Origin of the sequence: Streptomyces sp. ISL-87 (assembly GCF_018614095.1) — a bacterium.
Taxonomy (GTDB): Bacteria; Actinomycetota; Actinomycetes; order Streptomycetales; family Streptomycetaceae; genus Streptomyces.
The window spans coordinates 54,954-69,158 of record NZ_JAGGOY010000011.1 but is presented as its reverse complement, the minus strand read 5'-3'; the positions used below and the strand labels follow the sequence as shown (position 1 = coordinate 69,158).

The 14,205-nt window shown below is 68.4% G+C and carries 11 protein-coding genes; 3 read left to right on the top strand and 8 right to left on the bottom strand.

What is annotated here, in order from left to right:
- The first annotated feature begins 63 nt into the window (after window positions 1–63).
- Window positions 64–1,302: an IS701 family transposase gene (locus J7I97_RS03915; protein WP_214930961.1), complete on the top strand. Its 1,239-nt coding sequence runs from the start codon at window positions 64–66 to the stop codon at window positions 1,300–1,302.
- Between the two features lie 658 nt (window positions 1,303–1,960).
- Here the strand turns inward: J7I97_RS03915 and J7I97_RS03910 are convergent.
- Both J7I97_RS03910 and J7I97_RS03905 read right to left on the bottom strand, forming a co-directional pair.
- Window positions 1,961–2,380 (bottom strand): hypothetical protein, encoded by a 420-nt coding sequence (locus J7I97_RS03910; RefSeq protein ID WP_214930953.1) that lies wholly within the window; start codon window positions 2,378–2,380, stop codon window positions 1,961–1,963.
- On the bottom strand, window positions 2,377–3,375 hold the full coding sequence (locus J7I97_RS03905) for a hypothetical protein (protein WP_214930952.1): 999 nt from the start codon (window positions 3,373–3,375) through the stop codon (window positions 2,377–2,379). Before J7I97_RS03905 ends, J7I97_RS03910 begins: the two co-directional genes overlap by 4 nt.
- Window positions 3,376–3,629: 254 nt before the next feature.
- Between J7I97_RS03905 and J7I97_RS03900 the strand changes: the two genes are divergently transcribed.
- A complete protein-coding gene (locus J7I97_RS03900; protein ID WP_214930960.1) occupies window positions 3,630–4,727 on the top strand; it encodes a MerR family transcriptional regulator in 1,098 nt (365 codons plus the stop codon).
- An 84-nt stretch (window positions 4,728–4,811) separates the two neighbouring features.
- Here the strand turns inward: J7I97_RS03900 and J7I97_RS03895 are convergent, their stop codons facing one another.
- The 6 genes from J7I97_RS03895 to J7I97_RS03870 form a co-directional block, all read right to left on the bottom strand.
- Window positions 4,812–6,203 (bottom strand): hypothetical protein, encoded by a 1,392-nt coding sequence (locus J7I97_RS03895; RefSeq protein ID WP_214930951.1) that lies wholly within the window; start codon window positions 6,201–6,203, stop codon window positions 4,812–4,814.
- A gap of 965 nt (window positions 6,204–7,168) precedes the next feature.
- Window positions 7,169–7,495 carry a helix-turn-helix transcriptional regulator gene (locus J7I97_RS03890; RefSeq protein ID WP_214930950.1) on the bottom strand — a complete coding sequence of 109 codons (327 nt, stop codon included), beginning with the start codon at window positions 7,493–7,495 and terminating at the stop codon, window positions 7,169–7,171.
- The gene (locus J7I97_RS03885) at window positions 7,492–8,616 is read right to left on the bottom strand and encodes a tyrosine-type recombinase/integrase (RefSeq protein ID WP_308369312.1); all 1,125 of its coding nucleotides are present in this window, start codon (window positions 8,614–8,616) and stop codon (window positions 7,492–7,494) included. The genes J7I97_RS03890 and J7I97_RS03885 overlap by 4 nt, the downstream gene beginning before the upstream one ends.
- Window positions 8,617–8,824: 208 nt before the next feature.
- Window positions 8,825–9,883, bottom strand: a complete 1,059-nt coding sequence (locus J7I97_RS03880) for a hypothetical protein (protein ID WP_214930949.1) — start codon at window positions 9,881–9,883, stop codon at window positions 8,825–8,827.
- Window positions 9,880–11,697: a hypothetical protein gene (locus tag J7I97_RS03875; protein ID WP_214930948.1), complete on the bottom strand. Its 1,818-nt coding sequence runs from the start codon at window positions 11,695–11,697 to the stop codon at window positions 9,880–9,882. The genes J7I97_RS03880 and J7I97_RS03875 overlap by 4 nt, the downstream gene beginning before the upstream one ends.
- A gap of 44 nt (window positions 11,698–11,741) precedes the next feature.
- Window positions 11,742–13,226, bottom strand: coding sequence for a site-specific integrase (locus tag J7I97_RS03870; RefSeq protein WP_308369313.1), 1,485 nt, complete (start codon window positions 13,224–13,226; stop codon window positions 11,742–11,744).
- A 178-nt stretch (window positions 13,227–13,404) separates the two neighbouring features.
- On the opposite strand from J7I97_RS03870, the gene J7I97_RS03865 reads away from it, so the two are divergent.
- Entirely contained in the window at window positions 13,405–14,154 is a 750-nt protein-coding gene (locus J7I97_RS03865; RefSeq protein ID WP_214930947.1) for a transposase family protein, read from the top strand.
- Window positions 14,155–14,205: the final 51 nt, after the last annotated feature.

The following is a 14,205-nucleotide window of genomic DNA, read 5'->3' as shown; positions in this document are numbered from 1 at the left end:
GAGACGGTGGCCGCAGGTCACAGCATAGATCCCGGCCGGTGGCGGGAGGCGTTCGAGGTTGCCATGGGCCGGATCGCGGGACGGTTCGCCCGGTACGAACCCCGCCTGCGAGCCGGACGGTTGGTACTGGGCCTGCTGTCGGACCTGCCGCGCAAGAACTGCTGGACGATCGCGGAGTGGGCCGGGGAGACCAGCCCGCACGGCATGCAGCACCTGCTGTGCCGGGCCTCCTGGGACGCCGATGCCGTCCGTGACGACGTCCGCGAATACGTCGTCGAGCACCTCCACGACGATGCCGCGGTGCTGGTCGTCGACGAGACCGGCGATGTGAAGAAGGGCACCCACACCGTCGGGGTCCAGCGCCAGTACACCGGCACGGCCGGACGGATCGAGAACTCCCAGGTCGCGGTCTACCTCGTCTACGCGGGCGCCCGGGGACACGCGGCGGTGGACCGGGAGCTGTACATCCCGCGCTCCTGGACATCCGACCCGGACCGCTGCCAGGCAGCGGGGCTCGGCGAGGACACCGTCTTCGCGACCAAGCCGGAACTGGCCCGCACGATGATCGAACGGTTCCTGGACGCCGGACACCACGTGGGCTGGGTCACCGGTGACGAGGTCTACGGTGGCAACCCGAAACTGCGGGCGGCCTTGGAGGAACGCGGCAGCGGCTACGTCCTCGCGGTGGCCTGCTCGGCCGAAACGACCACCGGTGCGGGCACCTTCCGCGCCGATGCCCTGGCGAAGAAGGTACCGAAGCGGGCCTGGCAGAAGCTCTCAGCCGGACGCGGTGCGAAGGGACAGCGGTTCTACGACTGGGCCGTCATCGACCTCACCGAACCGGCGCCGGGCAGCCGCCAGCTCCTGATCCGCCGCAACCGCACCACCGGCGAACTCGCCTACTACCGCTGCCATTCCACCGAACCGGCGCCACTGGCCACCCTGGTTAAGGTCGCCGGATCCAGGTGGCGGGTGGAAGAGACCTTCCAGACCGAGAAGGGGCTGGCCGGACTCGATGAGCACCAGGTCCGCCGCTACCCCTCCTGGACCCGCTGGGTCACCCTGGCCATGCTCGCCCACGCCTTCCTCGCCGTCGCCCGCGCAGACGAACACGCCCGCAACCCTGCCCCGGACGGGCTGGTCCCGCTGTCCTGCAACGAGATCCAGCGCCTGTTCATCACGACCGTCGTCCAGCCCCTCCACGACATGACCCACCGACTGAGCTGGTCCGACTGGCGACGCCGCCATCAGCAGCGATCACGCACCTGCCATTACCGGCGACAAGCCGCATCCCCAACATGAAGATCACGATCTACAGCTGGAGTATTAAGCTTCTCGGCCGGCTTCCCAGCAGGGCTCACTGAACATTCAGGAGGTCCAGCCACCGCGGTGAAGGCGCTTTCTACGGGCCGGGCCTTGGCGTTGCCAGTTGGGGAGCCGGCCTGCCTCCGAGTCGGCGGTGTTCTGACCGCCCCAACGCAAAAGAGCGGCCCTCGTCGCCCGGATCGAGGTCCGGGCGACGAGGCCGCTTGGTGTGCGCTCAGCTGCTCAAGTCGATGTGGGTGGGAGGGACGGCCGCTCCTTGAGGAGCGGCCGTCCTCGTTCGAGGCCGCTCGCTGACCGCTTCTCCTCGGGACACCCGGCTACATCCTGGCTGGCAGAACGCCGGAACCCGCTCGACAACAAAAAGCCCTGTCCCCGGCGCGTGCCAGGGACAGGGCTTCGGTGGTGAAGAGCTACGGGGTCAGGGTGCCCAGGTTGCGGGCACCGTCCCGTGGTCGGGGCTGGGTATGACGGCGGCCGTCGCCTGAGCAGCCGGGTGTCGCATGACGGTGATGGGGATGGCGCCGGGCTCGGTGGGCGGGGCGTAGACCAGGCGCCAGGTGTTCTCCCACTCGCAGCCGCAGGGGTGGTCGGGGTGCTTGTGGCCAGGGTTTGCCGTTGACCATTGACCACTTCCTCAGCTGGTTGCCGACCGCCTGGAGGGAATGGGAGTCAGGCGAGCAACGCCCGTGGCGGCTTCAAGTTCTTCTCTCAGCTTCTGGTTCTCCAGGGTGATTCGCTGGATGTGGCAAGCGGCGAGTGTGAGGGTCTCGGTGAGCTCGCGGTTGTGACGCTTGAGCTTGGCGTTTCGGGCGACGAGCCTGTCGTAGCGGGTCGGTTCGCTTGGGGCTCCTGGCGTCGGCGGTGCTGACCGGAGGGCGGCGATCTCCTGTGCGACGTCGGGGAAGTGGCGGCGGAAGGTCGTGTTGCTCATGCCGAACTTGCTGGCCAGCGCCAGGACGCTCGGCTGGGTGCCGTTGTCGCCCGCACGTTGGCGGAGTTCTTCCAGGGCTGCCCGGACTCGGGATTCGGAGGGGGAGTCGACGCGGCGGGTCATGCGGTCTCCGGGTTGCTGAGGTTGCGACTGAGGAACGCCGCGATCTCGGCCCGTCGTGACACGAGACGGTGCTGCATGAGGGGCGGCAGCGGCGGCCGTGCCGCCAGGCGCTGGTCGATGCGGTCGAGTTCTGACCGCCAGGCTTCGGTGTTGCTGCTGGTCAGAGCGACGTTCCGGCAGGCGAGGGGCTGGCATTCGCCGTGATCGGGCAGCCCTTCGAAGCGGCCTCTGCGGGCTCGCTCGCAGAGTGCCTTGCTGTGGTCGTGGACGCAGGTGATGTAGGTGCCGAGATAGACGGCAGGATCTTCCCGCCCCATGATCCGTTTCAGGCGCCGTTCGTCAGTGACGACGATTCCCTGAAAGCGGGCCCGGTGGCCGAAGCCTTCGAGGCGGCGAGCCGCTTCGGCGGCGGCCGGGCCGGTCAGCTCGGTGTGCTCGTGGGCGTCGACCATGGCGAGGTAGTGCTCTCCGCGGGCGAGAGCTTGTTCGCTCTCGACTTCCGCGCGGAATCCGGAATCGCTGGTGCCGGCATAGCCCTCGAAGATTTGGATGCCGTGGTGGCGGTATTGCAGGGCTCCGGCGATCGAGCCGCCCGGCCGGCGAGCGATGAACCAAGCCAGCGTCCGCCGGAAGTGCGACGTCATCAGCCGGAACATCCTGCCGTTGACGGCCGGGATGCCGTCGACGCGTCCCCGCTGGTCGCAGTAGGCGTTCACCCAGGCGACAAAGAGGTTGAGATTCTCGTTGGTGGTGCTGTTGACCATGGCGCTTGCATCGCGGACACGGCGGCGGGTTCCGTAGCCGTGCGGGAGCCGGGTGAACAGGATGTCGGTGCCGGGCGGCTGGAGCGCCTCCATGACCACGATGGCGCGTGCGACGGGTTCGCCGACGATCCAGGTCGCCGGCACTCCTCTCGGGTCGTCCTCGCCTTTGAAGGCGATTCCGTCGACCTTCCAGCGGTAGGGGCGTCCCTCCGGGTCCCGCTCGGTCCGCAAGCATCCGCGTCGGAGCTCTTTAACTACTGGCGGTAGGGGGTTATTCCGACCGTGCACTATTCCCTCGATTGATCTCGGATTCGGTGAGGCCTGGGCTCGGCGAGCGTCGCTCTGCTCCCTTGGGCGTGAAGGTGAAGCGGTAGGAGTCACCTCGGACCTCTGTTTCGTGTTCGGCTCTTGCTGCCATGACTGAGGCTCTTGACCCTCACGTGGCGTCAGGCTGCATAGTCGGTGCCGTGGAAGATCACTGGACCGTGGGGCGCGTGGCCGAGCTGGCCGGCGTGAGCGTCCGCACGCTGCATCACTATGACGAGATCAGGCTCGTTCGGCCGTCGGCGCGGACCGCGGCCGGGTACCGGGCCTATTCGACGGGCGACGTGGAGCGGCTGCGGGAGGTGCTGGCCTATCGGCGGCTGGGCTTCGGACTGCGCGAGGTTGCGGAACTGGTCAGCGACCCGTCCACCGACGCTGTCGCGCACCTGCGCCGACTGCGAGGCCTGCAACTGGAGCGGCGTGATCGCGCTGACGCCATGGTGGCGGCCATCGACAGGGAACTTAAGGCGCGAGCGAAGGGACTGACAGTGACACCGGAGGAACAACTGGAAATGCTCGGTGCACGGCTGTACGACGCCATCGGCGGCGCCTACACCGCGACACGGCATACGGAGCCGCGAATCGCCGAGCAGATCTGGGACGCGCTCGGGGACGCGCAGACGGTGCTGAACGTCGGGGCCGGCACCGGCTCCTACGAGCCTGCTGATCGCGACGTGACCGCGGTGGAGCCATCGGCGGTCATGCGGGGGCAGCGGCCTGCCGGCTCGGCGCCGTGCGTGGCCGCCGCCGCGGAGAGCCTGCCGTTCGAGGACCACTCCTTCGACGTTGCGATGGCCGTCTCCACCGTTCACCACTGGGGGGATCCGATAGGAGGGCTGCGCGAGATGCGACGCGTGGCCCGCCGCGTGGTGGTGCTCACGTTCGACACCGACGAGCCCGGATGGCAGGACCGGTTCTGGCTTACCCGCGACTACCTGCCCGAGTTCGCCGGCGTCCTCGCAGAATTTCCCTCGCTTGCTGGGATGGCCGACGCGATCGGCGCCCGCGCTGAGCCGGTGCCCATCCCATGGGACTGCGCTGACGGCCTGTTCGAGGCGTACTGGCGCCGACCGGGGGCGTATCTGGAGGATCACGTGCGCCGTGCAATGTCGGTATGGACGAGGGTCGGGGCGGAGGCCGAGCAGCGGGCGGTGCGAAGCCTCAGCGACGACCTCGACTCCGGCCGGTGGGCCGAGTGCAACAGCGACCTCGCCGATCTCAACGCGGCAGATCTCGGCCTCCGCCTGCTCATAGGCTGAACCGAGTCACGGGGGTGGATGCCGAACGGTTGGGCGCTGTTCAAGTGCCTGACCAGGTAGTCGAGCATTTCTTGGACCGAGCGGTCATCGTCTGCCTTCCTGCTGGTCCTCGGTCCGAGCTGCGAGGTACTCGGCCCAGTCGCGTTTGGCGTAGGCGACCCAGCGGAGTGCGGTGTGGCGGTGCATGCCAGTCACGTCCGCGAGGATCGGGCTGGGGAGATCGGCAGCGAGGGCCGCCAGCGCCGCGTTGCGGGCGGTACGAACCGGGATGCCGTGGCGGCCCAGCTTCTGGGTCATGCCGTGTGTGGAGATCGGCTTTCCGGGGACCATGCCCGGGAAGAGCCATTGAGGGCCTGGGTGTACTCGCGAGAGCTGGGGCCGCAGTTGCGGTTGTTCGGCGAGGTGCCGAAGGAGTTCGGCGAGTCGTGGCGGCAGCAGGACGGGGTGGCGGCCCAGGACCAGGTGTGCGTGCTTGTCACCGAACTTGAGGTGCTCGGGTGTCAGATGGCAGAGGCGTTCGGTGGACGGGCCGAACAGCAGGGTGATCGCGCCGGCGGCGCGGACGTCCGTAGGCAGGGCATCGTCGGTCAGGCAGCGCTGGAGGAGCGGCCATCGGTCGTCCTCGTCGAGCAGGTTCTGGGGCTCCTGACTCGGGATGGAGGGGACGGTCAGCTCGCGGGTGAGCCGACGGCTCGTGGTCCATTTCAGGAAGTATCGGATCAGGTACCGGCGTTGGCTGGTGGCTCCGGTGATCCAGTCGTCAATGTGCTCTTGGGCGAGGTCGGCGAGGACCAGGCCGCGTTGGTCCATCCAGGCCAGGAAGTCCAGAGCGACGCTGACACGGCGCCGCAGGTCGCGGTCGGCAGAGGCGGGATGGTGGCGGATTGCGGCCCGTTGGCGTGCTCGCCGCAGCAGGAACCAGTGCAGGAACGGGCGGGCAAGCTTAGCGTACGCGTCCGGCTTGCTTGCGAGCTCGTGCTCCAGCCAGCCGGGGATGCGTTCGAGGTCCTCATGACGCTCGTCCAACACGCCAGTGTGTACCAGGAGTTGCCGGATGTAGCGCTGGTTCCGGCTGGGCGGGAGCTGGTCCAGCAACTCGTGACTCAGGGTCTGGCCGTCGGCCGCGAGCCGGGCGAGGAGCCTGGTGTTCGGGCTCTCCTTGATCCACTGGATGGCGGGGAACGGCGAGGGGAAGGACGCCATCGCTGCCGCGAGCGGTTCCAGCTGAGGAACGACGGTGCCGTCCGGCCCGGTCAGCAGGGCGTTGACCCGCTCGGCGAGGACGCAGTGAGCGCAACGGCCGCGGCTGTGGGGGTTACCGGCCCGGCCGCACTGTTTGCAGGTGTAGTCGGCGGCGAAGCCGACGCAGGGGCCGCAGACGCCAGTGCCGTCGTCGTCCCGCGCGATCAGTGGCTGGACCGTGCCGCAGCGAGGGCAGTCGGCCGGTGACCGGAGCACGGCTGTGTAGCAGGTCATGCAGACCGGTCCGATCGGCCATCGGGTGTTGACGGGCTTGGTCCGATTGCAGCGGGCGCACGGCTCGCCGGTGCGGTGTCGCTGGTAGCAGGTGGCGCAGATGGGCTGGCCTTGCTGATCGCGGCTGGTGCAGGGCCGGACCCGGCTGCAGATTGAGCAGGTCGCCTCGGGGCCCTGGTAGCAGCCGTCGCAGAGGTCCGGCTGCCCGTCGCGGGCATTGCGGGCGATGCGCTTGAGCTGTCCGCACCGACCGCAGAGTCGCCGCGGCCGGCGATGACGGTTGTAGCAGAGGTGGCAGAGTGCGCCGTCGTCGTCAACGAGAGCGGCCGCTGCGGACTTTCCACAGCTCACGCAGGTGTGCATCGGGCGTTTCCAGCACTTCATGCACAACCCTCGGCCATCGTCCCGTCGCACCACCGGGTGTCGGAGCTGACCGCAGCCGGCGCACTCCTCGAACGTGGCTGGGTCCGCGCGGTAGCAGCGATGGCAGATCGGGCCCTCCGGGCGCCGAGCGGTGACGCGCTGGCCGTCACGGTGGCACCGCGCGCAGGTTTCGCGGTTGCGGCTTCGGGCGTCACACGAACCACAGACCCGCCCTTCAGGCCGGAGTTGCCGCAGGTCAGACCGGATCTTTCCGCAGTGCGCGCATCCAGGGCGAACGACCGGATGGCCGGCTTCGTGCAGCACCTCGGCCAGTCGCAGCAGAACCGGTGGGCAGAGAGAGCTTCCCGAGGTCAGAGCATCGGGGTGAGCTGTCATGTGATCGGCCAGCTCCTCCAGGAATCGAGCGGCGCCGCGGACAGGAATCGGCACCGCCGCCTCCAACACCGCGTTCGCGTCGGTGGCGCTGAGGGCCGGCAGAACCGTGGTGACCTGGACAACGGCGGCGTTCGTGGCGGCTTCCATGCGAGCCGCCTGCGCGGCAAGACGGGCGACGACCGACGGAGCGGTCGGCGAGGGCGCGGTCACAGGCCCTCCGGTCGCCGGATCGAGGTCCGGCGCACGGCCGGAAGCGGGCCGGGCGTCTCGCCGCCGGCGGTCTTGCGTACCTCTTCGTTGACGACCTGGACCTCGATGAGGTCGTTGGGCTGGCAGCCGAGGATGTCGCACAGAGCCGCGAGGGTGTCCATCGACATCCGCTGCGGCGGCTGCGTGACCAGGCGGAAGACCTGCTCGCGCGAGAGGGTGACGCCCCGCTCGGCCAGCAGCGGCACCAGGTCGGTGGTCTGGAACATCTCCCGGTCGGCCATGAGCTTGCGCAGGTTCCAGCGATAGCCCATCTTCTTGATCACTTCGGGTCCTCCCAGATGCCCGGGTAACGCTGGCCCAACTTCTTGTGCACCAGCCGGTTGCGGTACTCGTCCGAAACGCCGGTATAGAGGGCCGTCGTGCTGGCATAGCCGTGACCGGCCTGGTCTTGGATGAACCGTTCCGGGTAATCGAATTCGGTCAAATGTGTGATATAGGAATGTCTCAGGCAATGCAATTCGAGTTCCTCGGGCAGGCCAGAAGCCTGTTTGGCGGCCTGGAAGGCTTCGTTAGCCGACCGGCGTGACAGGCGCCCGGAGCGTTCGGTGACCCAGATCGCGGGGTGCTTGCCGACGTTGAAGCGGGGCCGGACCTCAGTCAGGTAGTGGTCGAGGTCGTCGACGATCCAGTCCATCTCGGGGACGGTGAAGATGGTGCGGCGCTTGGGCGGGCTGCCCTTGGAAGACTTGCCCCAGCGTACGAACACCGCTCCGTGGCGCTTGTACTGCGGGGCCTTCGGGTTGCGCCGCAGGTCGGCAATGTCGAGGCCGACATTTTCCCGGCGCCGCATGCCGTAGGCGTAGTAGGTCTTGAGCAGGGCGGAATCGCGCATCGCGGTCAACGCGCCCTTGCGGCCGCGCTTTCGAATCTCCCCGATCCGTCCGTCGGCGGCGTCGAACAGGTCCTGGATCTCGTCGTAAGTCAGTGGCCGTCGGCTCGGGTCGCCCTCGTACTCGCTGACGTGGGTGACTGTGTTCCACTCGTGCAGGATCTGGACCGGCACTTCACCGAAGCGTTCCTGGCAGACGGACATCCAGCCGTAGCGCGGATCGGTGATGAACTCGCAGAACATCCGGAGGTGGTTCTGGTAGTTGCGGCCGGTCGACACCGTGAACGTCGGCGTCTTCGTGCGCAGGTGGTCGATGAACGCCTCGACCTCCGCCGACTGCCACTGCCACGGGTACTGGTTGGAGAACTCGGCGAACCGGCGGACCAGCGACAACCGCGGCTTGATGGTCCCGTCCCACTTCAGAAAGCGGGCCCGCTGCTGCTTGGTCCACCCCTCCAGCATGGCCTCGAACACCGCAGGCGCGGGGTCCATGTAGGAGATCCCGTCCACGAGCATCAGGTGTGCCGCACCTACCAAATCGGCCGCTTTCGCCACTCCAACCTCCGTTGCGTTAGACGCATCATTGTTGTGATGGCAGCGACGGAGCGCAAGAGTCGCTGGTAGATCGCCTGCGCAGTGCGAGAGGATGGCGGAGCGGAGGCCCATCACCTGCTGATTCGCGCTTACTTGGACCCTGCGGAGTGCTGCATCAGATGCAACTCCGCCTCGTTCTCTGAGTCGCGCATCCCACTCAAGTACGCGATCACGGCATAGGCGGCAGCCTGGAGGTGCCGGGCCAGAACGGCGAGGCTGTTCGGCTGCTCGGGATGCGTGACGATGTCGCCGGTCCAGGGCCGGCCGTCGAGCGAGCCGCGGATCGGAATGTCGAAGGCAGCGCTCTCGCTGACCCGACCTTGGCCTCGGCCTGGTCGATGAGCACCTGGTAGGCGGGGTCATCCAGGGACCTTCGGCTGCATCCGATCTGCTGGGCGAGGACCTTCCGGTTAGGGACTCCCCGCCAGCCCGGCAGCGGCCGGCCGCTGGTGACGTACGTTTCCAGATGATCGGAGATCGCCTGGTGCAGGGTGCCGGTGGATCTGTGGAACTTCCGGACCGGAAGCCGCTGGTAGACCCCGACGAACCGGGTCTTCCTCCACTGCTGGTCGGCCGCGATGATATCGGGGCCGAAGACGTCGATGAACCGTAGTGCCCAGACGAACAACGGGCCGAGAACCTCTTCGGGAATCCGGCTGGTGCGGTTCTCGCCTCGCCTTTGTCCGCGGGCATCGGGCTCGCCCCACCCGTCGATGTGAACGGGGTCGAAGGGCAGCCAGTCGCTGAGGTTGTGCCGCCAGCGCCAGAACAACCGGACTTTCGCCCGGCACGTTTCCCGCTGTGTCGCCGCATTGGGGAACAGCCCGACAAGGTGGCGCTGGTAGGCGAGAAGGTCGGCCCCGGTCAGAGTGGCCAGCCTCTGGCATCGGGGCTCGGCCTGGCTGTCCAGCCAGGTCAGGAAGCGGAAGAGTTCGGTGGACGCGCAACGTACTCCCTCAACCTTGCAGCGCTTCTCTCCTTGCGGGAGGGGCCCGGAAAGCATGGCGTAAGCCAGCTGCTTGGCGACCGGTCGGAACCGGACCGGGAAGCGGTTGAAGTTCAGGATCAGATTGCGGCCGCTGCTCTTGTGGATCGCGGGCTGCAGCCGCCAGACGTCGTCGCCGAACTGCGAGGTTTCCTCCAGGGCGACGCCGTCGCGCAGGGGCCGGTCATGGAGGACGAAGACGTCGTCGCCAGGGATCGCGACGCTGCGGGCGAGGGCGGTCACATCTGCTCCCAGGGTTCCTCAACCAGATCCAGCAGGACGTCGGTCGGCTTGACCCGCTCTGCGTACTCGCGTTCCGCGGGGCTGAACTTCGCGAGGATGTCATGGCGGACCGCAGCCCAGGCCGGCCCGTAGCGGCGCCACCACGCGGTTTCGCTCATCGTCAGGCGACGCTCGGCCAGGGCATCCATGAGCCCCAGCAGCCGGGGCAGGTGATCGCGTGTGACCAGGCAATTCCCGCAGTGGAAACAGGCCAGGAAGGATGCCTCACAGCTCTTCCCGGTCGCCGGGTGGACGTGGTCGCCGCAGGCGGTCCAGGCGGTGTCGAGTTCGCCGTCGGCCGCCCGCCGGGCCGACTCGGCATCCAGGCCCGCCTCGCGTTGCATCGCTTCGGCGTCGGCCGGGCCGGTCACCACCCGCAAGGAGCCACCCGCGGTGTTCAGCACCTGCTCGTGCGCGCGAAGTGCGGCCTGCTCGGCGTCGACGAGCGCCTCGCCGAGAACCTGGTGGGCCCACTCGACGATGACGGGGTCGCCACCCAGGTAGTTGCGGAAGAGGACCTGCATGGTGTTCGACTTCGCGGCCGACGGCAGATGCCCGCCCATCCGGCGTGTTCGGCGGACCTCGGTGCTGGTCTTGATCCGGTTGAAGGTCACCTGGAGCGGCTTCGCCTCACCGCCCTCTGCGGCATCGGCCAGCAGCGGGCGCCGGCGGCCCCCGGCCCATCTCGAAAGCTTCACCTCGCCCCAGAGCCTGTCCGCGAACGGCGGGTAGTGCTCGGCAACATCATCGCCCCCGAGCTCGAGGATGTTGCGCCAGGCGCAAAAGAGCCGGTCCGAGCCGCAGAACGCCCGGCTGCGGGCTGTCAGCTTGTGGATAAGCAGGTAGAGACCGCCGGGGGTGTGCAGGGCCCGGTGCGGAGGGCCGATCTCCCAGGTGACCGTCTCGAACCATCGCCGCGGGCCGCGGCGCCGTTTGATGAGGGTGAGCTCGACAGCCCGGCCGTCCAAAATCTTGTGCTGTGCGGGCAGTTCCTTGATCGTCTCGCCGTTGCGTTCAGTCAGAGCACACAGCAAGACCATCAGCGGCGCCAGGTCCCGCAGGTGCAGAAACAAGTGCTGGGCCAGCTCGATCCGTCGCGTCAGATGGTCGTGACGACCGTCATCGCTCAGCCGCGGAACCCTTCCGCTGGCAGCCATGTCGGCCAGCAGGGCCGCCTTCCCATCGCCGGCGCCGTCGCCGTGGCGGCGTACGAGTTCTTCTCCGGCCCCGATCCGGTCGCGGATCTGGGCAACATCGGCCCGTGCCGCGGCCAGCAGCCGCTCGAACTCGCCATCGGAGTAGCCGGCCTGGCCGAAGCCGCGGGATCTTGGCTGCCGCCGAATCAAGGAGTCCCGGGCTTCGGGTGCCAGGAGCGAAACGATCGCGTCCATGTCGAGCAGGAGCTTGATGTCCTGCACGTCCTTGAAAGCCGTTTCCTCGCCCGCCTGGGCCGTGCGGAACCGTACGAACCCTTCGACGTGAGCGGCGGTGAGCCGGCCGGGATCGGCGGGCGGGGTGGGAAGTCGGGCCAGGTACCGCATCCAGCGGCCCAGGCACCACCAGGCTCCCGATGCTGAGGTTCGAGTGCGCAGTGCGCCGCCGGGGCCCGTTCGCTGGGCGAAGGCCCCGGCCAGCGGGATCCACCAGCCCGGCAGCGGCAGCCGGGCCATGTCGAAGACGTCGTGACGGCCGTCGTCGCCGTGGAAGAAGACCACCGTCGCGCCCGCGGGACCTGCCCCCACCGGGCCGGGCGGGTCGTACTTGCCTGGCGGCAAGGCCGACGGTCGGCCTGGCCCCGTGCTGCCGCGGCCCCGGCGGGTCACCGGACCGCTTCCTGTTCCGCGTCGGCCGGGACGGCGTCGTCGCCGATCTGGGTCAGCGGGGTGTCTCTCGGGTCGTCCCAGGTGTCCGGGACCAAGGCCATGCGGGTTTCCATCTCCAGCTCCTGGAGGGCGTGCAGATAGATCAAGGTCGTCAGGATCGACCGGTGTCCGAGCCTGCGGCGGACCCAGTCCAGCGGGTCGCCGAAGATCCGGGTGTAGTGCCCGCGCTGCTCGGGGTTGAGTTCGGCGAGCTGAGCGATGTGGGCCCGCTGGAGTTGTTCGAGGGTGACCACCGCGAACGTGTGACGCAGGAGGTGGGCGTGCGCCTCGACCAGCACGTCGGCCTTGTGACAGCGGTCGTTGGCCGTGGAGAACACCGCCTGCCAGCCGGAGACCGACATCGGCAGCCCGTTCTCGTTCAGCCAGAGCATCGCGGGTTCCAGACCGTGCTCGGTTTCCCGCAGAAGCCGCCGTCGCTCGACCGGCGAAAGATCTTGCAGCCGCATCCGGTGGACACCGGCCGCGCTGAGCCGGTGCACCACATCCGGGCGGGACGGGTCTGCGATGACCAGGGGCCGGCGGATGCGCTGATAGCGGCCCGCTGCCCGGGCCTGTTCGACCACCTCGGCCCGGTCCCACTCCACGTAGGCGATCACCTCCTGCACCGTGCTGTGCGGGACGTAGACCCACCGGGCGGAGAAGTTCTTCGCGATCACGCCGGGCAGCCAGAACCGCTGATATCCGCCCAGGGCGATGCTGGTGGGGACCTCGAAGACGGTGACGCTGGCCTGCTCGGTCAGCCGCAGCCCCGTGCGGACCATGAGGTCGCTGAACGTCGCGTTGCGGGCCGCCCACCGGCCGCGGAACCGGCCAGAGGGCAGCCCGTCCGGGCCGTATCCCCGAAGACCCACGTCCCGCCAAAGCCGGTAGGTCGTCGGCGGCATCCACTCGATGCGCTCCCCGTTCTCGTCATGCGCGTAGGTCGCCGGGACCGTCGATGAGTCGAAGGCCCGGACCACCGAGCCCATGGGCGCGGGGCGGCGGGCGCGGTGCGGGATCGGGACTGCCGCAACGTAGCGCTGGCGGACCGCCCACTCGTAGAACTGGTTGACCAGCGACACCTCGTGATTCCAGGTGCTGCCCTCGACATGCGGCCCTGCCTCATCCCGGCGGCGCCACTGGTGGAACGCCAGGTGGTCCGCCTCCGTGGCGGCCCGCCACGGCTTCCCACCGCGCGCGGTATGCAGGAACGTGAAGAACCGGGCCAGGGCTCGGGCCCGGTTGGCGTTGCTGTTCCACGGCGCTGTCAGATTCGCCTGAAGGAAGTACGAGTTGAGCTCGACGTCGTACTCGAACCGCGGCGAGAGCAGGAACGGCAGGCCGTCCGGCAGGCCTGCCTCATCCAGCCACGACACCAGGTCGCCGGGCCGTACGTCCAGGAAAGAACGCGTGGTCGTGGGCGCAGGCAAGTCGCGGCTCACGAAGTGCACCGTCCACCCGGGTCTGCTCAACACCCGCGGACCCTAACCGGTCACCGGTCAGTGAGCTCTTTCAGAGTGGCCACTGATCGGGTGACGGGCCAGCGTCCCGCAACTCACGAGGCTCCCGTGCCGTTGAGAGAGGTGCTCGGCGTCTCAACTCATCAACGCAGGAGCCTCGTTGGTTCTCCGTCCTGCCGCACTCGACCTGCCGCACACCTTGGTCGAGTGGGTATCCATGCTCATCGTCACCCGTGAGGGTGACCGACGCTGCAAGCTCCCGCCCCACCAGCGTGCCCTCGTCGGCTTGGTCTACCTGCGCCGGCACGACACGCTCGCGCAGATCGCCGCCGGCTTCGGCATATCCGTCGGGACCGCCCACGCCTACGTCACGGCCGTCGTCGATCACCTGTCCCGCCGGGCACCCGGTCTGCTGCGGGTCCTGCGCGAGACGGATCCTGATCACGTCCTGCTCGACGGGACGCTCGCCGAGTGCGACCGGGTCGGCGACAGCCGGGCCGACTTCTCCCAGAAGCACCGCCGTCACGGTGTGAACGTGCAGGTCGTGGCCGATCCCACCGGCAAGCTGCTGTGGATCTCACCCGCGCTGCCCGGCCGCACCCACGACCTGACCGCGGCCCGCACCCACCGCATCATCCGGATCTGCGAACGCCAGGGCGTCCCCGTGCTCGCCGACCGCGCCTACATCGGGGCCGGCCCCTGGGTGACCACGCTCATCAGACGGCTTCCCGGACAGGACCTCACCACAACCCAGCAGGCAATCAACCGAGCCCTGTCAGCGGCACGAGCACCGGTCGAACGAAGCATCGCGCGACTCAAGTCCTGGCAGATCTTCCGCCGGGCCCGCTGCAGCCCCAACCGGATGACCGTCATCGCCGCAGCCATCCTTACCCTGGAACGTCAACGCTGATGAATCTCATTGCCGTTCCCGGGTGAGGACGGATTGGCAATGGTCGTCATC

Coding starts and splice junctions, on each gene's coding strand:
- J7I97_RS03915 (WP_214930961.1), top strand. CDS start 64: ATGGGCCGGATCGCGGGACGGTTCGCCCGGTACGAACCCCGCCTGCGA.
- J7I97_RS03910 (WP_214930953.1), bottom strand. CDS start 2,380: ATGACCCGCCGCGTCGACTCCCCCTCCGAATCCCGAGTCCGGGCAGCC.
- J7I97_RS03895 (WP_214930951.1), bottom strand. CDS start 6,203: ATGACCTGCTACACAGCCGTGCTCCGGTCACCGGCCGACTGCCCTCGC.